General features: G+C 57.7%; 39 protein-coding genes. 5 read left to right on the forward strand and 34 right to left on the reverse strand.

Features of this window, described 5'->3' with window-relative positions; genetic code table 11:
• The first annotated feature begins 1 nt into the window (after nucleotide 1).
• Nucleotides 2-715 (forward strand): DUF1194 domain-containing protein, encoded by a 714-nt coding sequence (locus ACK3EW_RS13990; protein WP_493806698.1) that lies wholly within the window; start codon nucleotides 2-4, stop codon nucleotides 713-715.
• Here the strand turns inward: ACK3EW_RS13990 and ACK3EW_RS13995 are convergent.
• From ACK3EW_RS13995 to ACK3EW_RS14005, 3 genes are all read right to left on the reverse strand, one after another.
• Nucleotides 712-1,209: a MarR family winged helix-turn-helix transcriptional regulator gene (locus ACK3EW_RS13995; protein ID WP_085628875.1), complete on the reverse strand. Its 498-nt coding sequence runs from the start codon at nucleotides 1,207-1,209 to the stop codon at nucleotides 712-714. The genes ACK3EW_RS13990 and ACK3EW_RS13995 overlap by 4 nt on opposite strands.
• A gap of 81 nt (nucleotides 1,210-1,290) precedes the next feature.
• Nucleotides 1,291-1,551, reverse strand: a complete 261-nt coding sequence (locus ACK3EW_RS14000) for a succinate dehydrogenase assembly factor 2 (RefSeq protein ID WP_439119365.1) — start codon at nucleotides 1,549-1,551, stop codon at nucleotides 1,291-1,293.
• A complete protein-coding gene (locus tag ACK3EW_RS14005; RefSeq protein ID WP_493806699.1) occupies nucleotides 1,548-1,940 on the reverse strand; it encodes a helix-turn-helix domain-containing protein in 393 nt (130 codons plus the stop codon). The genes ACK3EW_RS14000 and ACK3EW_RS14005 overlap by 4 nt, the downstream gene beginning before the upstream one ends.
• 85 nt (nucleotides 1,941-2,025) lie before the next feature.
• Here ACK3EW_RS14005 and ACK3EW_RS14010 point away from each other — a divergent pair, with 85 nt between their 5' ends.
• The 3 genes from ACK3EW_RS14010 to parE all read left to right on the forward strand — a co-directional run bounded on the left by ACK3EW_RS14010 (nucleotide 2,026) and on the right by parE (nucleotide 5,776).
• Nucleotides 2,026-3,228, forward strand: coding sequence for a pyridoxal phosphate-dependent aminotransferase (locus ACK3EW_RS14010; protein ID WP_493806700.1), 1,203 nt, complete (start codon nucleotides 2,026-2,028; stop codon nucleotides 3,226-3,228).
• 110 nt (nucleotides 3,229-3,338) lie between these two features.
• On the forward strand, nucleotides 3,339-3,752 hold the full coding sequence (locus ACK3EW_RS14015; RefSeq protein ID WP_085628871.1) for a hypothetical protein: 414 nt from the start codon (nucleotides 3,339-3,341) through the stop codon (nucleotides 3,750-3,752).
• A 65-nt stretch (nucleotides 3,753-3,817) separates the two neighbouring features.
• Nucleotides 3,818-5,776: a DNA topoisomerase IV subunit B gene (gene parE / locus ACK3EW_RS14020; RefSeq protein WP_493806701.1), complete on the forward strand. Its 1,959-nt coding sequence runs from the start codon at nucleotides 3,818-3,820 to the stop codon at nucleotides 5,774-5,776.
• A gap of 135 nt (nucleotides 5,777-5,911) precedes the next feature.
• On the opposite strand, the gene rplQ is transcribed toward parE, so the two are convergent.
• The 20 genes from rplQ to rpmC form a co-directional block, all read right to left on the reverse strand.
• Complete coding sequence (gene rplQ / locus ACK3EW_RS14025; protein WP_493806702.1) at nucleotides 5,912-6,334, reverse strand: 50S ribosomal protein L17; 423 nt, start codon at nucleotides 6,332-6,334, stop codon at nucleotides 5,912-5,914.
• 121 nt (nucleotides 6,335-6,455) lie between these two features.
• On the reverse strand, nucleotides 6,456-7,472 hold the full coding sequence (locus ACK3EW_RS14030; RefSeq protein WP_085628868.1) for a DNA-directed RNA polymerase subunit alpha: 1,017 nt from the start codon (nucleotides 7,470-7,472) through the stop codon (nucleotides 6,456-6,458).
• A gap of 115 nt (nucleotides 7,473-7,587) precedes the next feature.
• Complete coding sequence (gene rpsK / locus ACK3EW_RS14035) at nucleotides 7,588-7,980, reverse strand: 30S ribosomal protein S11 (RefSeq protein ID WP_072780049.1); 393 nt, start codon at nucleotides 7,978-7,980, stop codon at nucleotides 7,588-7,590.
• A 15-nt stretch (nucleotides 7,981-7,995) separates the two neighbouring features.
• On the reverse strand, nucleotides 7,996-8,364 hold the full coding sequence (rpsM, locus tag ACK3EW_RS14040) for a 30S ribosomal protein S13 (protein WP_085628867.1): 369 nt from the start codon (nucleotides 8,362-8,364) through the stop codon (nucleotides 7,996-7,998).
• A gap of 241 nt (nucleotides 8,365-8,605) precedes the next feature.
• Entirely contained in the window at nucleotides 8,606-9,250 is a 645-nt protein-coding gene (locus ACK3EW_RS14045) for an adenylate kinase (protein ID WP_493806703.1), read from the reverse strand.
• Complete coding sequence (secY, locus tag ACK3EW_RS14050) at nucleotides 9,247-10,611, reverse strand: preprotein translocase subunit SecY (protein WP_085628970.1); 1,365 nt, start codon at nucleotides 10,609-10,611, stop codon at nucleotides 9,247-9,249. Before secY ends, ACK3EW_RS14045 begins: the two co-directional genes overlap by 4 nt.
• Before the next feature lie 104 nt (nucleotides 10,612-10,715).
• A complete protein-coding gene (gene rplO, locus ACK3EW_RS14055) occupies nucleotides 10,716-11,189 on the reverse strand; it encodes a 50S ribosomal protein L15 (RefSeq protein WP_493806704.1) in 474 nt (157 codons plus the stop codon).
• 172 nt (nucleotides 11,190-11,361) lie between these two features.
• Nucleotides 11,362-11,985, reverse strand: coding sequence for a hypothetical protein (locus ACK3EW_RS14060; RefSeq protein ID WP_493806705.1), 624 nt, complete (start codon nucleotides 11,983-11,985; stop codon nucleotides 11,362-11,364).
• A complete protein-coding gene (locus ACK3EW_RS14065; protein ID WP_493806706.1) occupies nucleotides 11,986-12,108 on the reverse strand; it encodes a hypothetical protein in 123 nt (40 codons plus the stop codon).
• 216 nt (nucleotides 12,109-12,324) lie between these two features.
• Complete coding sequence (gene rpmD, locus ACK3EW_RS14070) at nucleotides 12,325-12,513, reverse strand: 50S ribosomal protein L30 (protein ID WP_085628863.1); 189 nt, start codon at nucleotides 12,511-12,513, stop codon at nucleotides 12,325-12,327.
• 5 nt (nucleotides 12,514-12,518) lie between these two features.
• Entirely contained in the window at nucleotides 12,519-13,103 is a 585-nt protein-coding gene (rpsE, locus tag ACK3EW_RS14075; RefSeq protein ID WP_085628862.1) for a 30S ribosomal protein S5, read from the reverse strand.
• Between the two features lie 168 nt (nucleotides 13,104-13,271).
• The gene (gene rplR, locus ACK3EW_RS14080; protein WP_085628861.1) at nucleotides 13,272-13,625 is read right to left on the reverse strand and encodes a 50S ribosomal protein L18; all 354 of its coding nucleotides are present in this window, start codon (nucleotides 13,623-13,625) and stop codon (nucleotides 13,272-13,274) included.
• 12 nt (nucleotides 13,626-13,637) lie between these two features.
• The gene (gene rplF, locus ACK3EW_RS14085) at nucleotides 13,638-14,171 is read right to left on the reverse strand and encodes a 50S ribosomal protein L6 (protein ID WP_493806707.1); all 534 of its coding nucleotides are present in this window, start codon (nucleotides 14,169-14,171) and stop codon (nucleotides 13,638-13,640) included.
• Between the two features lie 12 nt (nucleotides 14,172-14,183).
• Nucleotides 14,184-14,576: a 30S ribosomal protein S8 gene (rpsH, locus tag ACK3EW_RS14090; RefSeq protein ID WP_085628859.1), complete on the reverse strand. Its 393-nt coding sequence runs from the start codon at nucleotides 14,574-14,576 to the stop codon at nucleotides 14,184-14,186.
• A 12-nt stretch (nucleotides 14,577-14,588) separates the two neighbouring features.
• Nucleotides 14,589-14,894: a 30S ribosomal protein S14 gene (rpsN, locus tag ACK3EW_RS14095; RefSeq protein ID WP_085628858.1), complete on the reverse strand. Its 306-nt coding sequence runs from the start codon at nucleotides 14,892-14,894 to the stop codon at nucleotides 14,589-14,591.
• A gap of 13 nt (nucleotides 14,895-14,907) precedes the next feature.
• Nucleotides 14,908-15,468 carry a 50S ribosomal protein L5 gene (rplE, locus tag ACK3EW_RS14100; RefSeq protein ID WP_085628857.1) on the reverse strand — a complete coding sequence of 187 codons (561 nt, stop codon included), beginning with the start codon at nucleotides 15,466-15,468 and terminating at the stop codon, nucleotides 14,908-14,910.
• On the reverse strand, nucleotides 15,461-15,772 hold the full coding sequence (rplX, locus tag ACK3EW_RS14105; protein WP_085628856.1) for a 50S ribosomal protein L24: 312 nt from the start codon (nucleotides 15,770-15,772) through the stop codon (nucleotides 15,461-15,463). Before rplX ends, rplE begins: the two co-directional genes overlap by 8 nt.
• A complete protein-coding gene (gene rplN / locus ACK3EW_RS14110) occupies nucleotides 15,772-16,140 on the reverse strand; it encodes a 50S ribosomal protein L14 (RefSeq protein WP_007427594.1) in 369 nt (122 codons plus the stop codon). The genes rplX and rplN overlap by 1 nt, the downstream gene beginning before the upstream one ends.
• Nucleotides 16,141-16,217: 77 nt before the next feature.
• Nucleotides 16,218-16,448, reverse strand: a complete 231-nt coding sequence (rpsQ, locus tag ACK3EW_RS14115; RefSeq protein ID WP_085628855.1) for a 30S ribosomal protein S17 — start codon at nucleotides 16,446-16,448, stop codon at nucleotides 16,218-16,220.
• A 15-nt stretch (nucleotides 16,449-16,463) separates the two neighbouring features.
• A complete protein-coding gene (gene rpmC, locus ACK3EW_RS14120) occupies nucleotides 16,464-16,670 on the reverse strand; it encodes a 50S ribosomal protein L29 (protein WP_085628854.1) in 207 nt (68 codons plus the stop codon).
• A gap of 183 nt (nucleotides 16,671-16,853) precedes the next feature.
• Between rpmC and ACK3EW_RS14125 the strand changes: the two genes are divergently transcribed.
• Nucleotides 16,854-17,474, forward strand: a complete 621-nt coding sequence (locus ACK3EW_RS14125) for a 2OG-Fe(II) oxygenase family protein (RefSeq protein WP_493806708.1) — start codon at nucleotides 16,854-16,856, stop codon at nucleotides 17,472-17,474.
• Nucleotides 17,475-17,661: 187 nt separating this feature from the next.
• Here ACK3EW_RS14125 and rplP read toward each other — a convergent pair whose 3' ends face one another.
• The 11 genes from rplP to tuf all read right to left on the reverse strand — a co-directional run bounded on the left by rplP (nucleotide 17,662) and on the right by tuf (nucleotide 25,257).
• Nucleotides 17,662-18,075 carry a 50S ribosomal protein L16 gene (gene rplP / locus ACK3EW_RS14130; RefSeq protein ID WP_085628853.1) on the reverse strand — a complete coding sequence of 138 codons (414 nt, stop codon included), beginning with the start codon at nucleotides 18,073-18,075 and terminating at the stop codon, nucleotides 17,662-17,664.
• Nucleotides 18,076-18,077: 2 nt separating this feature from the next.
• Complete coding sequence (rpsC, locus tag ACK3EW_RS14135; RefSeq protein WP_493806709.1) at nucleotides 18,078-18,791, reverse strand: 30S ribosomal protein S3; 714 nt, start codon at nucleotides 18,789-18,791, stop codon at nucleotides 18,078-18,080.
• Nucleotides 18,791-19,171 carry a 50S ribosomal protein L22 gene (gene rplV, locus ACK3EW_RS14140; RefSeq protein WP_085628851.1) on the reverse strand — a complete coding sequence of 127 codons (381 nt, stop codon included), beginning with the start codon at nucleotides 19,169-19,171 and terminating at the stop codon, nucleotides 18,791-18,793. The genes rpsC and rplV overlap by 1 nt, the downstream gene beginning before the upstream one ends.
• Before the next feature lie 3 nt (nucleotides 19,172-19,174).
• The gene (gene rpsS / locus ACK3EW_RS14145; protein WP_085628850.1) at nucleotides 19,175-19,453 is read right to left on the reverse strand and encodes a 30S ribosomal protein S19; all 279 of its coding nucleotides are present in this window, start codon (nucleotides 19,451-19,453) and stop codon (nucleotides 19,175-19,177) included.
• A 3-nt stretch (nucleotides 19,454-19,456) separates the two neighbouring features.
• Nucleotides 19,457-20,299, reverse strand: coding sequence for a 50S ribosomal protein L2 (rplB, locus tag ACK3EW_RS14150; RefSeq protein WP_085628849.1), 843 nt, complete (start codon nucleotides 20,297-20,299; stop codon nucleotides 19,457-19,459).
• A gap of 196 nt (nucleotides 20,300-20,495) precedes the next feature.
• On the reverse strand, nucleotides 20,496-21,707 hold the full coding sequence (locus ACK3EW_RS14155; protein ID WP_493806710.1) for a lipase family protein: 1,212 nt from the start codon (nucleotides 21,705-21,707) through the stop codon (nucleotides 20,496-20,498).
• Nucleotides 21,708-21,891: 184 nt separating this feature from the next.
• Nucleotides 21,892-22,188, reverse strand: a complete 297-nt coding sequence (locus ACK3EW_RS14160) for a 50S ribosomal protein L23 (protein WP_493806711.1) — start codon at nucleotides 22,186-22,188, stop codon at nucleotides 21,892-21,894.
• Nucleotides 22,185-22,802, reverse strand: a complete 618-nt coding sequence (rplD, locus tag ACK3EW_RS14165; RefSeq protein ID WP_493806712.1) for a 50S ribosomal protein L4 — start codon at nucleotides 22,800-22,802, stop codon at nucleotides 22,185-22,187. Before rplD ends, ACK3EW_RS14160 begins: the two co-directional genes overlap by 4 nt.
• Complete coding sequence (rplC, locus tag ACK3EW_RS14170; RefSeq protein WP_493806713.1) at nucleotides 22,799-23,641, reverse strand: 50S ribosomal protein L3; 843 nt, start codon at nucleotides 23,639-23,641, stop codon at nucleotides 22,799-22,801. The genes rplD and rplC overlap by 4 nt, the downstream gene beginning before the upstream one ends.
• A 12-nt stretch (nucleotides 23,642-23,653) precedes the next feature.
• A complete protein-coding gene (gene rpsJ / locus ACK3EW_RS14175) occupies nucleotides 23,654-23,962 on the reverse strand; it encodes a 30S ribosomal protein S10 (protein WP_085628845.1) in 309 nt (102 codons plus the stop codon).
• Nucleotides 23,963-24,081: 119 nt separating this feature from the next.
• Nucleotides 24,082-25,257, reverse strand: coding sequence for an elongation factor Tu (tuf, locus tag ACK3EW_RS14180; protein ID WP_493806714.1), 1,176 nt, complete (start codon nucleotides 25,255-25,257; stop codon nucleotides 24,082-24,084).
• Nucleotides 25,258-25,296: the final 39 nt, after the last annotated feature.

Here is a 25,296-nt window from a genome sequence, read left to right on the forward strand (position 1 = left end):
AATGCGGCGCTGGCTGTCCGCATTTGTTTGCACTGTCTCTGCGTGGTTTTGGGTCCCGGCCCACGCGCAGCCAGAGCATTGTCGGCTGGCGCTGCTTCTTGCACTGGACGTGTCTTCTTCGGTCGATGCCGAGGAATACATCCTTCAACGTGATGGTCTTGCAGCAGCGCTGTCCGACCCGGCCATCCGTAGCGCCATTCTAGAGGGCAACGGCCATGTGTCGTTGGCGATTTATGAATGGAGCGGACGTCGTCAAAGTGCGATGGTCAGCAACTGGACCGCACTGACCGACAACGCCGCGATTGACAGCGTGATCAAGAACCTGATGTCAGCGCCTCGCAGCCACACCCGGTTTCCGACCGCCATGGGCTATGCGCTCGGGTATGGCGCAATGCTTTTGGCGCGCGGACCCGAATGTGACCGACAGGTGATAGATTTGTCAGGCGACGGAGAAAACAACGACGGCTTTCCGCCACATCTCGCCTACAAGAACTTCCCCTTTTCCAATGTCACAGTGAATGGTTTGGCCGTATTAGGAGGATCGGATGACGTTTTGGATTATTTCCATCGCGAAGTCCGCTTCGGCTTTGGGGCGTTTGTCGAGACGTCCGAAGGATACCAAGGGTATCGCGAGGCAATGACCCGAAAACTGTTCCGCGAATTGAATGACATGATCCTTGGAGCCAATCCCATTCAGGGCCCGCGACCCGGCTAGTAGATATATCGGATCTGGTCGGTCCAATAGCGTTCCATGCGGCGCAGTGTGCTGCTCATGTCTTCCAACGTGTTAAAGTCGATTACGTTCTTTGAGATCAGCCCATCAGCGTGGCGGGCGAACAGCGCGGAAATCAAGTCGCGGATTTCGCGTCCTCGTGGGGTCAGCCGAACCCGAACAGACCGCCGGTCGATTTCGCACCGCTGGTGGTGCATGTATCCCATGTCCACCAATTTCTTGAGATTGTAACTGACATTGCTGCCCTGGTAATATCCACGGGTTTTCAATTCGCCCGCCGTCACTTCATTATCACCGATGTTGAACAGAAGCAGGGCTTGAACAGCATTGATTTCGATGATGCCGACGCGTTCAAATTCATCCTTGATCACATCCAGAAGCAATCGGTGGAGACGCTCCACCAGTGCAAGCGCTTCGAGATAGCCGTCCAGCATGCCGCCGGCACCACCCTTGTTCACTGCTGCATGAATGCTCATTCTTGTCTCCGCCTTGTCAGTCAGGCAGGAGAATCACCGATAATCCCCAATAATCGGTTAAGCGAAACGAATTCGTTCGATTCAGCGCTGAAACGCGACTTCCGAAATATCCGCGATCATGTCACGTAAGCTGTCAGGAGCCGGTTTCTGGCCACTGACCCATTGATACAAATCCTGATCGTTCTCGGACAACAAGGTATCGTAGCGATCCAGCATCGCGTCATCAAAGCCTTCAAGCCGCTGTTCGGCATAGCGCGAGAGAATGATGTCCATCTCCTTGATCCCTCGGCGCATCGACCGCATGGAAAGGCGCTTCAGACGATGTTCGCGAGGTTCGCTCATGTCGGCTGCACCATCAAGTTGCGCAGGCGTTTTTCAAGCCGTGCCAACTGCTCGGCCTTGTAGTGCAGTTCGGATTTCATTTCACGGATTTCAAGGATGATTTCTGTAAGGTCAGACGGCACGGTCTCGGCATCGGGGCCGTCGATGCCTTCGCCTTCTCCGTTGATGAGCCACATCATCGAAACATTCAACAACCCGGCAAGCATCGAAAGGCGGTTCGCACGCGGTTCGGCCACATCGTTTTCCCAATTGCGCAGCGTGCTTTTCTTGACACCCAACCGCTTGGCCAACGCCTCCTGCGTCATACCGGCTGCCTCGCGAGCGGCAGTCATGCGGTCGCCGAAGGTTGCGATTTCAGGGGCATACCAGTTCTGGTCGCTTTCGGTCATTGGTTCTCCTTTCGCGATCGTCGCTTGATCGTGTTTCTTGCGCACCCTAAGACAGTCGCGGTGCAATCACAAACAGGGGCCGACCATGCCATTCCTTTCCGACACTCTTGCCCGCGTCAGCCCTTCGCCCACAGTTGCCGTTTCGCAAAAGGCGATGGAGCTGAAGGCAGCAGGGCACGATGTCATCGGTCTGGGTGCCGGTGAGCCTGACTTTGACACACCCGACAACATCAAAGCCGCTGCAATTGCGGCGATCGAAGCGGGAAAAACGAAGTACACCGCTGTTGATGGCATTCCCGAGGTCAAACAGGCGATCTGCGCCAAGTTCAAGCGAGAGAACGGGTTGGACTATTCCCCGTCGCAAGTGGCAGTTTCGACGGGTGGCAAGCAGGTGCTATACAACGCGCTGCTGGCAACTCTGAACCCCGGCGACGAGGTGATCATCCCGGCCCCCTACTGGGTCAGCTACCCAGACATGGTGCGCCTGGGCGGCGGTGAGCCAGTGATTGTCGAAACGACGATCGAGGATGGATTCCGTATTTCCCCCGAAGCGCTTGAGGCAGCCATCACTCCCAAAACCAAATGGTTTATCTTCAATTCTCCGTCGAACCCGACCGGCGCGGGTTATGGTCACAACCAGTTGAAAGCGTTGACAGATGTGTTGATGCGCCACCCACATGTCTGGGTGATGACCGACGACATGTACGAACATCTGGCCTATGACGGGTTCCAGTTCTGCACCCCTGCACAGGTCGAACCGGGGCTTTATGATCGCACGCTAACGGTGAACGGTGTGTCCAAATCCTATGCCATGACGGGCTGGCGTATCGGCTATGCAGCAGGGCCCGAACACCTGATCACAGCGATGCGCAAGCTGCAGTCGCAATCCACAACCAACCCCTGCTCAATCAGCCAATGGGCGACGGTCGAAGCATTGAACGGCCCGCAGGAATTTCTGGCCGAGCGCAACGAGGCGTTCCGCAAGCGGCGGGATCTGGTGGTTTCGGGGTTGAACGCCTGCGAGGGCATCACTTGCGCCGTTCCGGAAGGCGCGTTCTATGTCTATCCATCCATTGCGGGCTGCATCGGCAAGACCAGCGCAGAGGGCACTTTGATCGACACGGACGAGGCATTTGCAACAGCGCTTCTGGAAGAACACGGCGTTGCGGTCGTCTTTGGCGCAGCGTTTGGCCTAAGTCCTTATTTTCGCGTCAGCTATGCGACATCGGATGAAGCTTTGTCCGAAGCATGCCGCCGCATTCAAACCTTTTGCGCCGGTCTGTCCTAATTCAGGACTGCGGTCAGGCCGTGAAAATTCCCCCGGTCATCCGGTCGCCCCAAGGCTGGCTTACCGAAACGTAAGTTGTTAGCCTGTTTCAACACGGGCGTGAGGCAGATATGGCTGGAGACCTTCCTGATTATTATTTCAGGGTTCGCGAGAACGGAGCTCTTGTTTTTCGGGTGGATACCGAAAACCCGCAGCGGCGGATCGAGATGGACCAGATCGCCGTGGTCAACATTCGCAATGGCGAGATCAAACCTCACGGCGACCGCACGCTCAGCGACGAGGATGTCACAGTCATCCGTGACTGGATGCAGGACCGGCAGGTGATTCTGGCTGATCGCGAAGTGGACGACATTCTGCGCACAGTGGATCATCTCAACCTCACGACCCAATGGGCTCAATCCCGCGCCACCGAGGACCAGCTGGAAATCGTCACGGATACGCTACTGCTGGCAATGCACGATCTGCGGGGCGTTTTGGTACGGCGCAAGGCCGAGCGCTTGATGAAGGGTGACACGGCACGCTGACGCTTCCCCCTTGCCGCACGCTCTGCCATACTGGCGCGCAAAGCAACAAACACAGAGCAGCTGCCATGGCCGAAGACCTCCTCTCCGGACACGAACCGACCGACTATGATGCGTCCTCGATCGAGGTACTGGAAGGGCTGGAACCCGTCCGCAAGCGCCCCGGCATGTATATCGGCGGCACCGATGAACGGGCCTTGCATCACCTTGTTGCCGAAGTTCTCGACAACTCGATGGACGAAGCGGTGGCGGGGCACGCCAACCGGATCGAGGTGGAACTGCACGAAGATTACGCCGTCACCATCCGCGACAACGGGCGCGGCATTCCGATTGATCCACACCCCAAGTTTCCAGGCAAATCCGCGCTCGAGGTGATCCTGTGTACGTTGCACGCGGGTGGCAAGTTTTCGGGTGATGCCTACGAGACATCCGGCGGTCTGCACGGGGTTGGCGCGTCGGTGGTGAACGCTTTGTCAGATTCAATGGTGGTGCAGGTTGCGCGGAACAAGGAAGTCTACGAACAGCGCTTCTCGCGCGGCGTGCCGCTTGGCCCGGTAGCCAAGGTCGGTGCAGCGCCGAACCGTCGAGGGACCACAGTCACCTTCCACGCGGACGAGCAGATCTTCGGCTCGCACCGATTCAAACCCGCGCGTCTGCTCAAAATGGTGCGGTCCAAGGCCTATCTGTTTTCCGGCGTCGAGATTCGTTGGAAATCAGCGATCAACGACGGCGAAACGCCGACCGAAGCCACGTTCCATTTTCCCGGTGGTCTGAGCGATTATCTGACCGAAACACTGGGAAGCGCCTCGACCTATGCGGACAAGCCGTTCGCCGGAACGGTCGAGTTTCGCGAAAAGTTCAACGCGCCGGGCAAGGTGGAATGGGCGATCAACTGGACGCCATCGCGCGACGGGTTCATTCAATCCTACTGTAACACCGTCCCCACACCCGAGGGCGGCACGCACGAAGCCGGGTTTTGGGCCGCGATCCTCAAGGGCATCCGCGCCTATGGCGAATTGTCGAACAACAAGAAAGCCGCGCAGATCACCCGCGACGACCTGATCACAGGCGGCTGCGCGCTTGTGTCCTGTTTCATCCGTGAGCCGGAATTCGTGGGCCAGACCAAAGACCGCCTTGCCACCACTGAAGCACAGCGTCTGGTCGAAGGGGCGGTGCGCGACCATTTTGACAACTGGTTGGCGGCGGATACGAAATCCGCAGGTGCAATCCTCGACTTTCTGGTGCTGCGTGCTGAGGAGCGGTTGCGGCGGCGGCAGGAGAAAGAGACCCAGCGCAAGTCGGCGACGAAAAAACTGCGGTTACCGGGCAAGCTTGTCGATTGTTCCTCGTCAACCCGCGAGGGCACGGAATTGTTCATCGTCGAGGGCGACTCGGCTGGTGGATCGGCCAAAATGGCGCGGGACCGCAAGACACAGGCGCTGTTGCCGCTGCGGGGAAAAATCCTGAACGTTCTGGGGGCTGCCTCCTCTAAACTGGGGACCAATGCCGAAATCAGCGATCTGACACAGGCGTTGGGTGTGGGGCTCGGGACCAAGTTCAACGTGGACGACCTTCGTTACGATAAGATTATCATCATGACGGATGCGGACGTGGACGGCGCCCATATTGCCGCGCTTTTGATGACATTTTTCTTCACCCAGATGCGACCTATGATCGACACCGGACATCTGTATTTGGCCTGCCCACCGCTTTACCGGCTGACGCAGGGCGCTAAGCGGCTTTACGTGTCGGACGATGCCGAAAAAGATCTGATGATGGAAAAGGGCCTTGGCGGCAAAGGCAAGATCGACGTCCAGCGCTTTAAGGGTCTGGGGGAGATGGACGCGAAGGACCTCAAAGAAACCACGATGGACCCGGCCTCGCGCAAGCTGATCCGTGTGACCATCGACGAGGACGAACCGGGCGAAACCGGCGATCTGGTGGAACGGCTGATGGGCAAGAAGCCGGAGCTGCGGTTCCAGTATATCCAGGAAAACGCGCGGTTTGTTGAGGAGTTGGATGTTTAACTAGCGTGCGTGATGGCACGCGCCGGGGCGTTCACAATGGTGCGTGAAATTACGCACACCCTACGGATAGCCGTCCCAAAACAAAAAAGCCCCGCCACATGGGCGGGGCTGTGATCGTGCCAATGGGGCGTGATCTTATTCTTCGTCTGCCGCTTCGAATTCGGCAATGCGCGCCTTGTCGGCAGCGCCTTTGGCATCGACGTCACGGTCAACGAATTCGATGATCGCCATCGGTGCCATGTCGCCATAGCGGAAGCCGGCCTTCAGGATGCGGACATAGCCGCCCTGACGCTCGGCGTAACGCGGGCCAAGGATGTCGAACAGCTTGGTGACCAGCATGTCCTGCTTGAGAGCGGCGCGCGCCTGACGGCGGGCGTGCAGATCGCCGCGCTTGCCCAGCGTGATCAGCTTTTCAACGATCGGGCGCAGTTCCTTGGCTTTCGGCAGGGTGGTCTTGATCTGCTCATGTTCGATGAGCGAGCCAGCCATGTTTGCAAAGAGCGCCTTGCGGTGCTCATGGGTGCGGTTCAGGCGGCGGTAGCCTCGTGCGTGACGCATGTGTCTTCTCCTAATGTGCCCTCTACGGGCGTTTTTGCTTTGTCCGGCCACCGATGCGTGTCAGCGGCTCTCCTTGGGGCGGGTGCCCGATTGGGTGAAGGTTTCCCCTCACCCAAATGTCTTAAAAGTTGTCTTCCAGTTTTTTCGCCAGGTCTTCGATGTTGTCTGGCGGCCAATCTTCGACGTCCATACCAAGGTGCAAACCCATACCCGACAGCACTTCCTTGATCTCGTTCAAGGACTTGCGGCCAAAGTTCGGGGTGCGGAGCATCTCGGCTTCGGTTTTCTGGATCAGGTCGCCGATATAGACGATGTTGTCGTTCTTCAGGCAGTTCGCCGAACGGACAGACAGTTCCAGTTCGTCCACTTTCTTGAGCAGAAGCGGGTTGAACTCGAGACCATCGTCGTCGTCCTGCGGGCGGGCCGATTCCGGCTCGTCGAAGTTGACGAAGATCGACAGCTGGTCCTGAACAATGCGCGCGGCGTAAGCGACGGCATCTTCCGGGGTCAGAGACCCATCGGTTTCGATTTTCATGGTCAGCTTGTCGTAGTCTAGAACCTGACCTTCGCGAGTCGGTTGCACGTCATAGGCGACCTTTTTGACCGGCGAATAGATCGCGTCGATCGGCATCAGGCCGATGGGCGCGTCTTCGGGGCGGTTCTTGTCAGCCGAAACATAGCCCTTGCCGGTGTTGACCGTCAGTTCCATGTAAAGGTCTGCGCCGTCGTCGAGGTGGCAAATCACGTGGTCGCGGTTCAGCACTTCGATGCCGTTGGTTTCCGAGATGTCACCGGCAGTGACGACACCCGGACCCTTGGCGTTGATCGACACGCGCTTGGGGCCTTCGACTTCCATGCGGAGCGAGACACCCTTGAGGTTCAAAACGATGTCGGTCACGTCTTCGCGAACGCCAGCAACGCTGGAGAACTCGTGCAGCACGTTGTCGATCTGTACGGAGGTGATTGCGGCACCCTGAAGCGACGACAGCAGAACGCGACGCAGCGCGTTGCCCAGCGTGAGACCAAAGCCGCGCTCAAGCGGTTCGGCGACAACGGTCGCGACACGCGACGGATCAGCGCCCGGCTTGACTTCAAGCTGTGTCGGCTTGATCAGTTCTGCCCAGTTTTTGTGGATCATGCGTCCCTCCATTCTTGTTTCTGCCCCATGTCCGAAAGGCAAAAACGCCCGAGGTTAAAATGACGAAAGCACGACCCCACCAAAGGGTGGGGCCATGCCAATAAAGTGTTCGCTTTTAGACGCGACGGCGCTTCGGCGGACGGCAGCCATTGTGTGCGATCGGGGTCACATCACGGATCGAAGTGATGTTGAAACCGACAGCAGCCAGCGCGCGCAGAGCCGATTCACGACCCGAACCGGGGCCCTGAACTTCGACTTCGAGCGTCTTGACGCCATGTTCCTGCGCCTTGCGGCCCGCATCTTCGGCAGCCAGCTGGGCCGCATAAGGTGTGGATTTCCGCGAGCCTTTGAAGCCCATGGTGCCGGCAGACGACCACGAAATGGCGTTGCCCTGCACGTCGGAGATCAGGATCTTGGTGTTGTTGAAGCTGGAGTTCACATGTGCGACGCCAGCTGCGATGTTCTTGGAGACCTTCTTCTTGCCTCCACGACGGGTATCACGTGCCATTGGTTCGGACCTCCCTTATTTCTTCTTACCAGCAATAGCCTTTGCGGGGCCTTTGCGAGTACGAGCGTTGGTGTGGGTCCGCTGACCGCGTACGGGCAGGTTGCGACGATGACGCAGGCCACGGTAGCAGCCAAGGTCCATCAGACGCTTGATATTCATCTGTGTCTCGCGGCGCAGATCGCCTTCGACAGTGAAGTTGGCGTCGATATGTTCACGCACGGCGAGCACTTCAGCGTCGCTCAGTTCGTTCACACGACGAGTCGGATCGATGTTGACCGCTTCGCAAATCGCTTTTGCGGAGGTATGGCCAATACCGGTGATATAGGTGAGGGCGATTGGAACACGCTTCCCTGTGGGAATGTTCACGCCAGCAATACGTGCCACGTAGGACTTCCTTTTCGTTGCGGGTCCGTAACGCCAGACCCTTTTTTCACAACATAAGGCCCGTCGGTTTTACCCTTGGGGCCCCTAGCTGATCAGGTGATCCGCATGTGGGTGCGACCCAACATGCGATGGTGATTCTCAGTTAAGAGATGGCGGTAGATAGGAGCGTTTTTCACCCGCGTCAAGGGCATGGCAGACCTCATTGCGCGCGCGCCAGGTCTGCCAAGCTTTCCTACGTCGTTCAGGCGTCCAACACCTTGGCGATGTCCGCTTTCACCGCTGCCATCTCGCCAAGACCGTCGACCGAGGACAGTTGCCCCTTGGCATAGTAATAGCCGATCAAAGGCGAGGTCTTTTTGTAATACTCCATCAGACGCTGCTTGAGGCTGTCCTCGTTGTCGTCCGCGCGGCGCTTGAATTCAGTACCGCCGCAATTGGTGCATTTGCCATCCGCCGGGATTGGCTTAGTATGGTCATTGTAGACCTCACCGCAGGATCCGCAGGTGGAACGTGCCGTGATGCGGGCGACAAGCGCATTGTCGTCGACCTGCATCTCAATCACCGCGTCGAGTGTCTCGCCTTCTTCGGCAAGCAGTTCGCCCAATGCATCCGCTTGGGCCAGAGTGCGCGGGAAGCCGTCAAAGATGAAGCCACCCTTTTTGTCGCCCTCTAGCTTTTCGCGGATCAGGCCAATGACGATCTCGTCCGTCACCAACTCACCACGCGCCATCACGTCAGCAACGACCTTGCCCATCTCTGTGCCACTGTCCTTGGCTTCGCGCAGCATGTCGCCGGTCGAAAGCTGGATCATGTCACGTTCGTCACAGAGGAACCGCGCCTGAGTGCCTTTGCCCGCACCCGGCGGGCCCAAAAGTATGATATTCATCGGCGCGCCGGGCTCCGTCTTTTGCCTTTGGACTTACCCTTGCCGCGAAGCTGCGACTTTTGAATAAGACCTTCGTATTGATGCGCCAGAAGATGGCTTTGCACCTGTTGGATCGTGTCCATCGTTACCGACACGACGATCAGTACAGATGTGCCACCAAAATAGAATGGGATCGCAAATTGACCGCGCAGAACTTCGGGCAACAGACAGACCGCAGTCAGATAGGCAGACCCCAGAACCAGCACGCGGTTCACCACGTATTCAAGATATTCCGCGGTTTTCTTGCCCGGACGGATACCCGGTACAAAGCCGTTCTGGTTTTTCAGGTTGTCGGCCACGTCATCGACTTTGAACGACACGTTGAAGGTGTAGAAATAGGCGAAGAAGACGATCATCGCCCCGAAGAACAAAAGGTAAAGCGGCTGTCCTGGCCCGAAATAGGCAAGGATCGTCGACATCACCGGACCGGAATTCTGACCGCTGAAGGTGCTGATCGTTGTCGGCAGCAGCAGCAGCGAGCTGGCGAAGATCGCCGGGATCACGCCCGACGGGTTGACCTTGACCGGCAGGTGGCTGTTCTGCGCTTCTGCGATTTTCATGCCCATCTGGCGACGGGGATACTGGATGGTGATCTTTCGGAGCGCACGCTCCATGAAGACCACGAACATGATCACCAGAATGACCATGAGGATCACCCCCACGATCACCGCAGGGCTGATGGCACCCGAACGACCTGAGGCAAAGAACTGCGCCAGAGCGGCGGGAACTTCGGCGATGATGCCGACAAAGATGATGAGCGAAATGCCGTTGCCGACGCCGCGTGCGGTAATCTGTTCACCCAGCCACATCAGGAACATTGTGCCACCCACAAGGGTGATCACGCAGGACGCTCGGAAGAACCAGCCCGGATCGGTGACAAGATCACCCGCCTCAAGGCTGACCGCAAGGCCATACGCCTGAAACGTTGCTAGGAACACCGTGCCGTAGCGGGTGTACTGAGCAATCTTCTTGCGGCCCGCTTCGCCCTCTTTTTTCAACTGTTCCAGCGACGGCACCATGGAAGCCAAAAGCTGAACGATGATCGAGGCCGAAATATAAGGCATGATGCCAAGGGCAAAGATGCCCATGCGACCCAAGGCACCGCCGGTGAACATCGTCAGGATGCCCCCGATGCCCTGCTGCGCCTGCTCCATGAATTCGCGCAGGGCGATGCCATCAATCCCGGGAACGGGGATGAAAGTGCCGATGCGGTAAACGATCAGAAGGCCAAGCGTAAACAGGATGCGGTTGCGCAAATCGGTCGCTTTGCCGAGCGCAGCCCAGCTTGTATTCGCGGCCATTTGTTCTGCTGCTGATACCATGCGGGTCTCTTTTATAATGAACGCCGCCATGAGCGGTCCGGCTCAGGCGGCGTTTGGAAAGCTCTGGAGGGTATGTAAGCGGCGCAGAGGCCGCTCACAACCTCTTATTCGGCAGCCTGCGCGGTTGTGACCGTCAGAGAGCCGCCAGCCTTCTCCACCGCATCGATTGCGGATTTCGAAGCGCCGGTGACTGCCAGTGTCACTTTCGCAGTGATATCGCCCTTGGCAAGAACGCGGATGCCGTCCAGCTTGCGGCGGACCAGACCGGATGCGACCAGTGCGTCCTCGTCGATGGTGCCTTTCGCATCGAGCTTGCCAGCGTCGACGAATTTCTGGATCAGGCCAAGGTTGACCACGGCAAACGCCTTGCGGTTCGGCTTGTTGAAGCCACGCTTGGGAAGACGCTGGTAGAGCGGCATCTGGCCACCCTCGTAGCCCTTGATGGCCACACCCGAACGGGATTTCTGACCTTTGATACCACGGCCACCCATTTTACCCAGGCCGGAGCCCGGACCACGGCCAACGCGCTTTTTGCGCTTGGTTGCGCCGGGATTGTCGTGCAGTTCGTGCAGTTTCATATCGCTTCTCCTTTGCCGGAAACGCCCCCGAAGCGATGTGGGACGAACGCGGCTTTTCTTGGTTTTAGACTCAGGACCCCTTCGGGCCACCGGGGGCGTATAGAGGGTTGCCGATGCCGGATCAAGGGGCAGAGTAGCACTTGTGACGCAAACAGCAGCGTCTGTTTCTAAGTTACGAAACCCTGTCGTGAATGTCGTCACCCTCCCAAGGCGGTAATACCTTGGACACGCTACTTTCATCCATGAAATACCGTTCCCTGGGCACTGGACCGGAAAGTTTCTGTGCGACAAGCGATACAAGGGGCGCGACGCCTAGCTTATGAAGAATGGCGACAGCGACAGCATTCTGACAGGCAGGATGGTCCGACATCGCAGATAGACATTCATAGGTGCTTGCAACATCGCTATTCATTGCACCTGCCAATTGCAGCCACATTTCCTGATCCGTATTGCGGTGAATGAGATCTTCGAACTCCCCAACCTCTGCAACGTTTTCAAGGTGCCAAGGCAAGCTGTGCTCCAAGATATAGTTGATCACCGCATTCACATCCTCTGGCAGTCGGTCTGCCGCGTACATAGGCCGTTCCTGCACAGTTCGCGCCTTTTTACGCTGCAGATTGACGACCTCTGTTTGCGGAACACTTGTGGGCGGTGTGTTGACGGATTGTGTCTGCGGTTTTGACCTTGCGGTGACCACTTCTTGATCAGAAGTCGACTGTTCTGCCGATCTAGTTCGATCGAACACGATGATCATTAATGCGAAGAAGAAGAGCAATCCAACTGCCGCGATCGCCATTTAGACATTCAGAGGCAAGGTGCGGACCGTATCTTCCAACATTGGTTTGAGCATAGTCGCCCCGACCACAGCACTGATGGAGACGCTCAGAACAATGATCCCCGGAATGACTTTCTTAATCATGCGATACCCAATTCAACCAAGACAACTTGGTATCGGATTTAGGGGCGTATTCCGGCAGACATTCGGCGACAAAGTGGGGAAAAGGAATTTGCGACTTCAGATATCGTTTTTGCTGAAACACAAAAAGCCCCCCGGAAAACCGAAGGGCTTTGTGTCTTGTCGGCCATCACTTTGTTGCGATGGGGCTATCCTTACCGGATAGGCAGAGCCGATAAATCAGCCGCGCTCTTCAATGATCTCGACCATGTGAGACACTTTGCGGACCATGCCACGGATGGCAGGTGTGTCCTCAAGCTCACGGGTCTTGTGCATCTTGTTCAGACCCAAACCGATCAGCGTCTGGCGCTGGATGGCGGGGCGGCGGATCGGGGAGCCGATCTGCTTTACAACAATTGTCTTAGCCATAGTGATCAGGCCTCCTCAGCGACTTGGGCACTTTCCTGCGGCGCGTCTTCACGCTTGGGCAGGATGTCAGCCACTTTCTTACCACGACGTTGCGCAACGGAGCGCGGGCTGGACTCTTTGGAGAGGCCATCAAGCGTGGCGCGGATCATGTTGTAGGGGTTCTGCGAACCGATCGATTTTGCAACCACGTCCTGAACACCCAGCATTTCAAATACGGCACGCATCGGACCACCGGCAATGATACCAGTACCTTGCGGAGCTGTACGCATCACGACGCGACCTGCACCATGACGGCCTTCCATGTCGTGGTGCAACGTGCGGCCTTCGCGCAGCGGAACGCGCATCATCTTGCGCTTGGCTTGCTCGGTCGCCTTACGGATGGCCTCGGGGACCTCCTTGGCTTTACCTTTACCAAAGCCAACGCGGCCTTTCTGGTCGCCCACAACGACAAGTGCGGCAAAGCCGAAACGCTTACCACCCTTCACGGTCTTGGACACCCGGTTGATTGCGACCAGACGATCGGCAAATTCCGGCGCCTGTTCTTCACGGTCGCGACGATTGCCACGACGATTGTTTTCACGTTCTGCCATCTAGGCATCCTTTGTTCTGTGGGCTGATGCCCGTTGTCCAATCCAGGTGAGCCTTTCGGTGCTCCCGGATCATCGGGAAGGGATAAGCCTTCCGCAAAGCAAGGTGCGTGTCAGCACGCACCTTGCGAAATCAGTTGGTAGGGTGCGTAATGCCACGCACCGCCACCCTTAGATCTTCAGTCCACCTTCGCGGGCTGCGTCAGCCAAAGCCTTGACGCGACCGTGAAAGAGGAAACCGCCACGATCAAAATAAGCCTCGGTCACGCCTGCTTTTTTGGCCCGCTCGGCAATTGCCGCGCCAACCTTTGCAGCCGAAGCGACATCATTCTTGCCGCCAAGCTCTTTTTCCATCGTCGAAGCCGCTGCCAGTGTCACGCCCTGAACGTCGTCGATCAGCTGAACGCTGATGTTCTTGTTCGAGCGATGAACGCTGAGGCGCACGCGCCCTGCATTGACCTTGCGAAGTTTGTTCCGAACGCGCAGACGGCGCTTTTGGAACAGATCACGTTTACTGTTTGCCATGTCCTTGCGTCCTTACTTCTTCTTGCCTTCCTTACGGAAGATGAATTCGCCCTTATAGCGAATGCCTTTGCCTTTGTAGGGCTCAGGACGACGCCAGTCGCGAATGTTCGCAGCCACCTGACCCACCAGCTGAGCGTCCTGACCTTCGATCACGATCTCTGTTTGCTTGGGGCATGTGACGGTCACACCGTCAGGAATTTGGAAATCAACGTCATGCGACAGGCCAAGGTTCAGTTTCAGGACATTGCCCTGAAGCTGAGCACGGTAACCAACACCCTGAATTTCAAGCTCTTTCTTGAAAGTGTTGGTTACACCATGCACCAAGTTCGCAACCATCGTGCGGGACATGCCCCACTGCTGGCGTGCGCGCTTGGACTTGCCACGCGGCGTGACGGTGATCACGTTATCTTCAACCGAGATGGTCACATCATCGGTCGCGGTGAAGCTCTTGGCGCCTTTCGGGCCTTTCACTTCGACGGTCTGGCCAGACACGGACGCAGAGACACCCGAGGGCAGCTCGACCGGCTGTTTACCAATACGAGACATTACCAGACCTCCTTAGAAGACAGTGCAAAGTACTTCGCCGCCAACATTGTGGCTGCGGGCACTTGCATCGGTCATGACGCCTTTGGACGTGGACACGATCGACACACCCAGACCCTGACGGACCTGCGGGATGTCTTCCACACCCAGATACACACGACGGCCCGGCTTGGACACGCGCTTGAGCTCGCGGATCACAGGGGTGCCATCGTAGTACTTGAGGCTGATTTCATATGCGGGGTGGCCATTCACATCTTTGGTTTCTTCGAAACCGCGGATGTAGCCTTCGTCCGCCATCACCGCGAGAACGCGGCCACGCAGCTTGGAAGCCGGTGTCATGGTTGTGGACTTGCCGCGCATCTGTGCGTTGCGGATACGGGTGAGCATATCGCCGATAGGATCGTTCATTCTATGCCCTCCTTACCAGCTCGACTTGACCATACCGGGGGCTTGTCCATTGCTGGCAAGTTCACGAAGCATGATCCGGCTGACCTTGAGTTTACGATAATAGGCGTGCGGACGCCCGGTGAGCTGGCAGCGGTTGTGCAGGCGCGAGGGCGCGCTGTTCCGCGGCAGTTTTGCAAGCTTGAGGCGCGCCTTGAAGCGCTCTTCCATCGGCTTGCTTTCGTCGTTCGCGATTGTCTTCAGCTCAGCGCGCTTGGCGGCGTACTTTTCCACCAGCTTCTGACGCTTCTTTTCGCGTTCAATCATTGCTTTCTTCGCCATGGTATCAGTCCCCTCAGGCGTTGAACGGCATGTTGAAATGCTTCAACAGCGCCTTGGCTTCCGCGTCGGTCTTTGCGGTCGTCGTGATGATGATATCCATGCCCCAGACTTCGTCGACCTTATCAAAGTCGATTTCGGGGAACACGATGTGCTCTTTCATGCCCATGGCAAAGTTGCCACGACCATCAAAGGACGGCTTCACGCCGCGGAAGTCCCGAATACGGGGCATCGCGATGGTGATCAAACGATCGAGGAAGTCGTACATCCGGTCGCCACGCAGGGTCACCTTGGCACCAAGCGGCATTTCTTCGCGAACGCGGAAGCCCGCGATGGATTTCTTTGCCTTGGTGGTCACGGCCTGCTGACCCGCGATCTTTGTCAGATCCTCAACAGCGGATTTTGCTTTCTTGCTGTCACGGACAGCTTCGGCACCGCAGCCGATGTTCAGCACGATCTTGTCGAGGCGCGGAATCATCATGTCGTTCGAATAACCGAACTCTTCTTTCATCGCGGCCTTGATTTGCTCGCGGAAAGCGGCCTTCAGACGCGGGGTGTAGGTTGCAGTATCAAGCATCGATTACATCCCCTGTTGTCTTGGCGTAACGGACCTTTTTGTCGCCTTCGATCTTGAAGCCAACGCGGGTCGGTTTGCCGTTTGCATCAACGATAGCCAGGTTCGACAGGTCGATCGGCATCGCTTTGGGAGTGCGACCGCCCTGGGTTGTCTGGGACTGGCGCACGTGGCGGATTGCGACGTTCACACCATCGACGATGGCCTTACCGGCCTTCGGATCGACGGATGCGATTGTGCCCGACTTGCCTTTGTCTTTACCGGCAAGCACGACCACCTTGTCACCTTTACGGAGTTTAGCAGCCATTACAGCACCTCCGGAGCAAGCGAGATGATTTTCATGAAGTTCTTGGCGCGGAGTTCACGCACAACCGGGCCGAAGATACGCGTACCGACCGGCTCACCTGCGTTGTTCAGGATCACGGCAGCATTGCGGTCAAAACGGATGGCTGTGCCGTCTTCGCGACGGACTTCTTTGGCGGTGCGTACGACGACGGCCTTGCGGACGTCACCTTTTTTCACGCGACCGCGCGGGATGGCTTCCTTCACGGATACGACGATGATGTCACCCACCGACGCGTATTTCCGCTTGGACCCACCCAGAACCTTGATGCACTGAACTCGGCGTGCGCCGGAGTTGTCAGCAACATCCAGATTGGTCTGCATCTGGATCATAATTTGTCTCCCGACGTCCCGGACCGCTCAGACGAGGCATTGGCCCGGGGGTTTCGTAAATGCCAAAAAGCTATCGCTTACTCAGCGATAACCTCCCAACGTTTGGTCTTCGACTTGGGGGCGCATTCCTGAATGCGGACAACGTCCCCAACAACGAATTTCTCGGCCTCATCATGGGCGCGATATTTCTTCGACTTCCGGATCGTCTTTTGAAGAACCGGGTGCTTGAAGCGGCGCTCGACGGACACGGTCACAGTTTGTGTATTGGCGGTCGATGTAACGGTGCCGGAAAGGATACGTTTGGGCATCTGTTCAGGCTCCTCTTACGCGTCGCTGGCGGCAGCAGCCGCTTTTTGGTTCAGCACGGTGTTCACACGTGCCACGTTGCGGCGCACTTCACGAATGCGCGCGGTGTTCTCAAGCTGGCTGGTGGCCGCCTGAAAGCGGAGGTTGAAGGCCTCTTTCTTCAGGGACACAAGCTCATCCCGGAGCTGATCCGGTGTCTTGTCATGCAGTTCCTTGGCGTTCATGCGCCGTTCCTTTCTATCAACATCACCGGAGAGCCCCATCATTGATGTGGGTCACCCTGATTCCCGGTGGAGGTGGATGAAGTGGCGCGTATAGGCGGGATGCCAGAGTCGCGCAACCCCTTTGTTTACATGTCGCTTCAATGTCCTCTCGCCATTGGTGCGACCGCATATTATGACGGGGTCATGAGCACAATATCTTCCCTCTTCGTGACCCGCCTCTACCACGCGCCCCTGTCCGATCACGCACCGAACATCGACGCCGAGGAAATGGAAAACTCCTGTTTCGCCATCGCGGAGGATGACGAGGCTGGCCAGCAATGGTGCGAGGACAATGCCTATCCCGGCTATACGTCCTACGCGTCCCTGTCAGACCTGCCCTGGCGCTTTCCGATCTTTGCCGATTTGGTTAAGTCGCTCGACGCCCATGTCGCAGCCTTTGCTGTAGATCTGGAATTCGATCTGGATGGTCGGAAGCTGGTGCTCGAAGACCTCTGGATCAACATCCTGCCCGAAGGCGGGTTTCACGCAGCGCACATCCACCCACATTCCGTGATTTCGGGAACCACCTACGTGTCGATGCCCGAAGGCGCGTCGGCGCTAAAATTGGAAGACCCGCGCCACGCCATGATGATGGCCGCCCCACCCCGCCGCACAGACGCACGCGAAGAAATGCGGAACTTCATTTACGTAAAACCTTCGGTCGGGGACGTGCTGCTGTGGGAAAGCTGGCTGCGCCACGAGGTGGTGATGAACCAGTCCGAAGATGAACGGCTGTCGGTGAGTTTCAACTATCGGTGGGAGTGAGGAAAGCGTTTCGAAACGCTTTCTAAAGCCATTCGAATGGCTTTGATCCGCGCCTCAATCTTAGTCACCAAACGCTTAGAAGCGTTTGGTGACATCATTCAAATGATTGCCAAAGAAAAACCCCCGGCGCTTTCACACCAGGGGTTTCTAAATCTTGTAGGGTGCGTGCTTGCACGCACCGAACCGCTTACCAGTCCTCGCGAACCACGACGCGGGTCTTGATCGGCAGCTTCATCGCGGCCAGACGCAGCGCTTCGCGGGCAATGTCCTCACCGACGCCGTCGATTTCGAACATCACGCGACCCGGCTTTACCTTGGCGGCCCAATAATCGACCGAACCCTTACCTTTACCCATACGGACTTCGGTCGGCTTCGACGTGACCGGGGTATCCGGGAAAATCCGGATCCAGACACGGCCCTGACGCTTCATGTGACGCGTCATGGCACGACGGGCTGCTTCGATCTGACGTGCAGTCACACGCTCAGGCTGAAGCGCCTTGAGGCCGAAGGTGCCAAAGTTCAGATCGGAGCCGCCCTTGGCTTCGCCCTTGATCCGGCCTTTGAACATCTTACGGAATTTTGTACGCTTTGGTTGAAGCATGATTAGTTCCTCCGACCGCCGCCAGCACCACGCGGTGCGGGACCGTCTTGCAGTTCCTGTGCCTTACGATCCCGTGCAGACGGATCATGATCCATGATCTCGCCTTTGAAGATCCAGACCTTGATGCCGATGATGCCGTAAGGCGTTGTTGCCTCCACATTGGCATAATCGATGTCGGCGCGCAGCGTGTGCAGCGGCACACGGCCTTCGCGGTACCATTCGGTCCGTGCGATTTCCGCGCCACCCAGACGGCCTGCAACGTTCACGCGGATGCCGAGGGCACCCATACGCATGGCGTTCTGCACAGCACGCTTCATGGCACGACGGAAGGACACACGACGCTCGAGCTGCTGGGCGATGCTTTCGCCAACCAGCTGCGCATCAAGTTCCGGCTTACGCACTTCAACGATGTTGAGGTGCAGTTCGCTGTCAGTCATCGCGGCGAGCTTCTTGCGGAGCGTTTCGATGTCCGCGCCTTTCTTGCCGATGATGACGCCGGGACGTGCTGTGTGAATGGTCACGCGGCACTTCTTGTGCGGGCGTTCGATGATGACGCGTGCCACACCGGCCTGCTTGCACTCTTTTGCAATGAACTCGCGCATCGCGATGTCCTCGAGCAGAAGATTGCCATAGTCCTTAGTGTCTGCGTACCAGCGGCTGTCCCAGGTGCGGTTCACCTGAAGGCGCATGCCGATCGGATTGGTCTTGTTACCCATTAGGCCTGCTCCTCAACTTGACGCACCTTGATGGTGATCTCCGAAAACGGCTTCATGATCTTGCCGAAACGGCCACGTGCCCGCGGACGGCCACGCTTCATCACGAGGTTCTTGCCAACATAGGCTTCGGCGACGATCAGTTCGTCCACGTCGAGGCCGTGATTGTTTTCGGCATTGGCGATGGCCGACTGAAGGCATTTCTTCACGTCCGCCGCGATCCGCTTCTTCGAGAAGGTCAGATCAGTCAACGCGCGATCCACTTTCTTGCCGCGGATGAGACCGGCGACGAGGTTGAGTTTCTGCGGGCTGGTGCGCAGCATCCGCAGCTTCGCCATGGCTTCGTTGTCAGCCACGCGGCGGGGGTTCTTTTCCTTGCCCATGACTTACTTCCGCTTCGCTTTTTTGTCAGCCGCGTGACCGTAATAGGTCCGTGTCGGCGAATATTCACCAAACTTCTGACCGATCATGTCTTCGGTGACGTTCACAGGAACATGCTTCTGGCCGTTGTATACGCCAAACGTCAGGCCCACGAACTGGGGCAGGATCGTCGAGCGGCGCGACCAGATTTTGATAACTTCGTTGCGACCCGACTCACGCGACGCTTCCGCCTTTTTCAAGACATAGGCATCGACGAATGGGCCCTTCCATACAGAGCGCGACATGGTTTACCGCCCCTTCTTCTTGGCGTGACGCGAGCGGATGATCAGCTTCTGCGACGCCTTGTTTCTGTTGCGGGTCTTCTTGCCCTTGGTCGGCTTGCCCCACGGGGTCACCGGGTGACGACCACCCGAGGTCCGGCCTTCACCACCACCGTGCGGGTGGTCGATCGGGTTCATGACGACACCACGGACGCTTGGGCGAATACCCTTGTGGCGCATGCGGCCCGCTTTACCGAAGTTCTGGTTCGAGTTGTCCGGGTTGGACACGGCACCGACGGTGGCCATACATTCCTGACGGACCATGCGAAGCTCACCCGAGCTCAGACGGATCTGCGCGTAACCACCGTCACGACCCACGAACTGAGCGTAGGTCCCGGCGGCACGGGCGATCTGACCACCCTTGCCGGGCTTCAGTTCGATGTTGTGAACGATTGTCCCGATGGGCAGCCCCGAGAAGGGCATCGCGTTGCCTGGCTTCACGTCAGCTTTTTGCGACGCAACCACGCGGTCGCCAATGGCGAGACGCTGGGGCGCGAGGATATAGGCCTGTTCGCCATCGTCATACTGGACGAGCGCGATAAAGGCGGTGCGGTTGGGGTCATATTCGATACGCGCGACGGTCGCGCCCACGTCAAACTTGTTCCGCTTGAAATCAACGATACGGTAAAGGCGTTTCGCCCCACCACCGCGACGACGGGATGTGATACGTCCGGTGTTGTTCCGGCCACCCGATTTGGTCAAACCCTCAGTAAGGGCTTTGACCGGACGGCCTTTCCACAGCTCCGAACGGTCGATCAGCACCAGCCCGCGCTGGCCCGGCGTCGTCGGCTTATACGACTTGAGTGCCATGCTTTCTGTCTTCCGTTAGCAAGTGCAGGTCTTTGACGACCCGCTATGTTGGGCGGACGTATCCGCCATGGGTATAGGGCCCCGAAGGTCCCCGGTTAACGTAACAACGAAGCCCCGGACGAATCCGGGGCTGCGCGGTTGGTGCCGTTTAAGGGATACCGCTAGGGGCGTCAAGCATCCCGACCGGTTCAGGGTGTCACATGGTCTTGGTAAACTGCGTGCGAAGCTGGTCGCGGATCCAATTGGGCTTGTGGTTCAGAACTTGGCCCTTGCCCTCGGCGAACCATACCCCAGGCAGGATCTTCAAACACTGGGGATGGAAATAAGTCTGCAAGCCCTCGCCCCCGTAACTCTTTTCCTTTCGCTCGGCGGCCAAACCCCCGCGAATAATGCCGCGACCTGCCCATTTGCGAAGGCTTTCCTCTCCGCCCCTTGGGTCTTGCAGACTCTTGAAGGCATAGGCCTGTTCCATGTTGAAAGATACTGGATCATGCCCGCGCACCAAGAACATCGCGCCCAGCGACGCCTCGGCGTCGTGGGGCAGGATCGGCGTGCGCGCGACAATCTTTGCGGTAAAGTCGTTGGCGAAGCGAATGTCTCCTACTCGCGGCGGCGAGATCGGAATACAGAAAAGCGACGGAAGAATGTCAGGCTCCTGATGGATCAACCAGTGCGTGAACAGAACGCAATGCCCTGCCCCTTGGCTGTGTCCCGTCGTCACGATGTTCGCCCCTGGAAAGAGCCGGCGTGCCCGGGACAAGACACGAAACACATCGTCGCGGTACGAGCCCAGCACACTTTTGTAGCCACCGTGAATCATTAAGCCGCCGCCGCCCCAGTCAGCCTCTTCCTGCACATTGTCGAAATTCGCACGCCAGTCGATGTTGACCTTCTGCGTGCTCTTGCTCTGGCCGGTTCCGACACTGCCGCCCATCCAGCCCGACCCGCCCTTGCTCTTGTCACCAGCCGAGCCCCGAAACACGACGTAAATCGTATAAGGGGGCATCTCGCCGGGGTTCGCAAATACGATCACCATGGCGGTAAGTGAGTTGTCCTTTAGCCCGCGCCAAGAGCGACCAAAGATTGGAAACTGCGCTACGATTTCGTCGGAATCCGAATCCTTCTTGAGCGCCTTCATGGTCGTCTTGGACAGCTGTATGGGCTGATATTGCGCGCCCGCTGCACAGTCGTAGATTTTGTAGGACAGGGCGGAGGCGCGGAGGCTAGTGACTCTAGGAAGGTGAAAGGATACCGGCGCCTCCAAGACCGACCGCATCCTCTGGGCATAGCCCGTGACCGACGGGTCGCAAAGATTGCTGCACTGATAAAAGAAGCGTTCGTGTTGCGGCGCCAAGTCGAGCCAAGCAACATTTTCCTGATGATTACAGTGATTGCATTTCACGAGCATAGGATGACTTTACTCCGAGCTATGAGACGGGACCGCCTCTGCAGGATGTCGCTAAGTCCGTTCACAAGACAACTACTTTTTCGCAGCGGGAAGAACTTAGGGCTGAACCTCAAACGCAAAAAAGACCCCCGAATTGCTGCGGGAGCCTTTCTAATTTCAGCAAGCAACAGCTAAATACGCTGCGTCAAAGACCCGTGGTCACGTCGATCGTATTGCCTACGGCAAGGGTCACGTAGGCCTTCTTCACGTCTTTCCGACGACCCATGGTCCCACGAAAACGCTTGGTTTTGCCCTTCGTGATCGTCGTGTTGACCGCCTTGACCGACACACCAAACAGCGCTTCTACGGCTGCTTTGATCTGCGGTTTGTTGGCGTCGATCGCCACTTCGAACACAACGGCACCGTTCTCGGACGCCATCGTGGTTTTCTCGGTGATGATCGGCTTGCGGATCACATCGTAATGTTCAGCTTTCGCGCTCATTTCAGACGAGCCTCCAGTGCTTCGACACCCGCCTTCGTGAGCACCAGAGTGTCACGCTTGAGGATGTCATAGACGTTTGCCCCCATCGACGGCAGAACATCGAGACCGTCGATGTTGGCTGCGGCGCGGATGAAGTTTTCGTTCACCTCTGCCCCGTCGATGATCAGCGCGCGCTTCCAGCCCAGGTTTGCAACCTGCTTGGCCAGAACGGATGTTTTGCCGTCAGAATCGATGTTCTCGATGATGACAAGCGAGCCGTCTTTGACCTTGGCGGACAGAGCGTGCATGAGACCAAGCTTACGCACCTTCTTGGGAAGGTCGTGCGCGTGGCTGCGTGGTGTCGGGCCCTTGTAAATACCACCCTTGCGGAAGATCGGCGCCTTGCGGGAGCCGTGACGTGCGCCACCGGTGCCCTTCTGGCGATAGATCTTCTTGGTCGAGTAGCTGACTTCGGACCGTGTTTTCACCTTGTGTGTACCGGCTTGCGCTTTGTTGCGCTGCCAGCGAACGACACGGTGCAGAATGTCGGCGCGCGGCTCGAGACCAAAGATCTCGTCGCCCAGCTCGACCGACCCGGCGGTTCCGCCGTCCAGTTTGATCACGTCGAGTTTCATTCGTCGCCTTCCTTCTTCTCAGCCTGAATTTCCGCCTCGGCTTCTTTCAGAGCGGCTTCTTCGGCTGCTGCTGCCTCTGCTGCTGCAGTTTCTGCTGCGGCGGCTTCTTCAGCGGCGGCCTGAGCGGCGGCTTCTTCGGCCAGACGCTTGGCTTCTTCACCAGCCGACCGCAGAGCGGCGGGCAGGATCACGTTTTCCGGCGTCGGCTTCTTCATGGCGTCCTTGACGGTCACCCAACCACCTTTGGAGCCGGGAACGGCGCCTTTGATCATGATGATGCCGCGTTCCGCGTCCGTCTTCACAACCTGGAGGTTTTGGGTCGTCACTTTGACAGCGCCCATGTGACCGGCCATCTTCTTACCTTTGAAGACCTTGCCCGGATCCTGACACTGGCCGGTGGAGCCGTGCGAACGGTGCGAAATCGAAACACCGTGCGAGGCACGCAGACCACCAAAGTTGTGACGCTTCATGGCACCGGCAAAACCCTTACCGATCGACGTGCCGGAGACATCCACAAACTGACCTTCGAAGTAATGGTCAGCAGTGATCTCTTCGCCGACGTTGATCAGGTTCTCGGGTGCGACGCGGAATTCCGCGACCTTCCGCTTGGGTTCCACATTCGCCTTGGCAAAGTGACCGCGCATCGCCTTGGATACGCGCTTTGCCTTGATCGAACCGGTGCCCAGCTGAACAGCCGAATAGCCATGCTCATCAGATGTGCGCTGCGCGACCACCTGAAGATTGTCGAGTTGGAGGACGGTCACGGGAATCTGCTTTCCGTCTTCCATGAAAAGCCGGGTCATGCCGACTTTCTTAGCGATGATACCAGAGCGCATCATGGGATACTCTCCTTAAACCTTGATCTCGACATCCACGCCAGCGGCGAGGTCGAGCTTCATCAGGGCATCAACAGTTTGCGGGGTCGGGTCAACGATGTCGAGCATACGCTTGTGGGTACGGATTTCCCACTGATCGCGTGACTTCTTGTTGACGTGCGGACCGCGCAGAACGGTGAATTTCTCAATCTTGTTCGGCAGCGGAATCGGGCCGCGCACTTGCGCGCCGGTCCGCTTGGCAGTGTTGACGATTTCCTGTGTCGACGCGTCGAGCACACGATAGTCAAACGCCTTGAGCCGAATGCGAATAGTCTGGCTTTGCATTGGTCTTAGCCTTTATTGGCGTTGCGGTTGAGAGGATGAGGCAAGACCACCCTGCCCCTTCATCGAACCGAATACGGGACGGCATGACGCCGCCCCGCGCAATTTGGTATCGTTGAGGTTTACTCGACGATTTTGGACACGACGCCGGAGCCGACGGTGCGGCCGCCTTCGCGGATGGCGAAGCGGAGGCCGTCTTCCATGGCGATCGGCGCGATCAGTTCAACGTCGAACTTCAGGTTGTCGCCCGGCATCACCATTTCGGTGCCTTCCGGCAGCGTCACGGTGCCCGTCACGTCTGTGGTCCGGAAGTAGAACTGCGGACGGTAGTTCGCAAAGAACGGTGTGTGACGACCGCCTTCTTCCTTGGTCAGAATGTAGACCTCGGCTTCGAACTTCGTGTGCGGGTTCACCGACTTCGGCTTGCACAAAACCTGGCCACGCTCAACGCCCTCACGGTCGATGCCGCGCAGCAGAACGCCCACGTTGTCCCCTGCTTCACCACGATCCAGCAGCTTGCGGAACATTTCAACGCCGGTACAGGTCGTCGATTTGGTGTCCTTGATGCCAACGATTTCGATGGTGTCGCCAACGTTGATCACGCCACGCTCGATACGACCGGTCACAACCGTACCACGACCCGAGATCGAGAACACGTCTTCGATCGGCATCAGGAACGGCTGGTCGATCGCACGGGCCGGCTGCGGGATGTAGTCGTCAACAGCCTGCATCAGTTCGCGGATCTTGTTCTCGCCGATTTCCGGCTGCGTGCCGTTCATGGCGTGCAGAGCGGAGCCCGCGATGATCGGAATGTCGTCGCCCGGGAAGTCGTAGGTCGACAGCAATTCGCGGATTTCCATCTCGACGAGTTCCAGAAGTTCCGGATCGTCAACCTGGTCAACCTTGTTCATGAACACGACCATGGCGGGGATACCCACCTGGCGGCCCAGCAGGATGTGCTCGCGGGTCTGCGGCATCGGGCCGTCAGCGGCGTTCACAACCAGGATCGCGCCGTCCATCTGGGCAGCACCGGTGATCATGTTTTTCACGTAGTCCGCGTGGCCGGGGCAGTCGACATGTGCGTAGTGACGCGCGTCGGTTTCGTATTCCACGTGCGCGGTCGAGATCGTGATACCACGTGCCTTCTCTTCCGGCGCGCCGTCGATCTGGTCATACGCTTTGAAGTCACCAAAGTACTTCGTGATCGCCGCCGTCAGCGTCGTCTTGCCGTGGTCAACGTGACCAATCGTGCCAATGTTGCAGTGCGGCTTACCGCGCTCAAACTTTTCCTTGCCCATTGCAAAGCTCCTTTTCATTTCTCACGGTGCGTGTTGCGC

The sequence above is a fragment of the Marivita sp. NO-S04 genome (assembly GCF_059070475.1).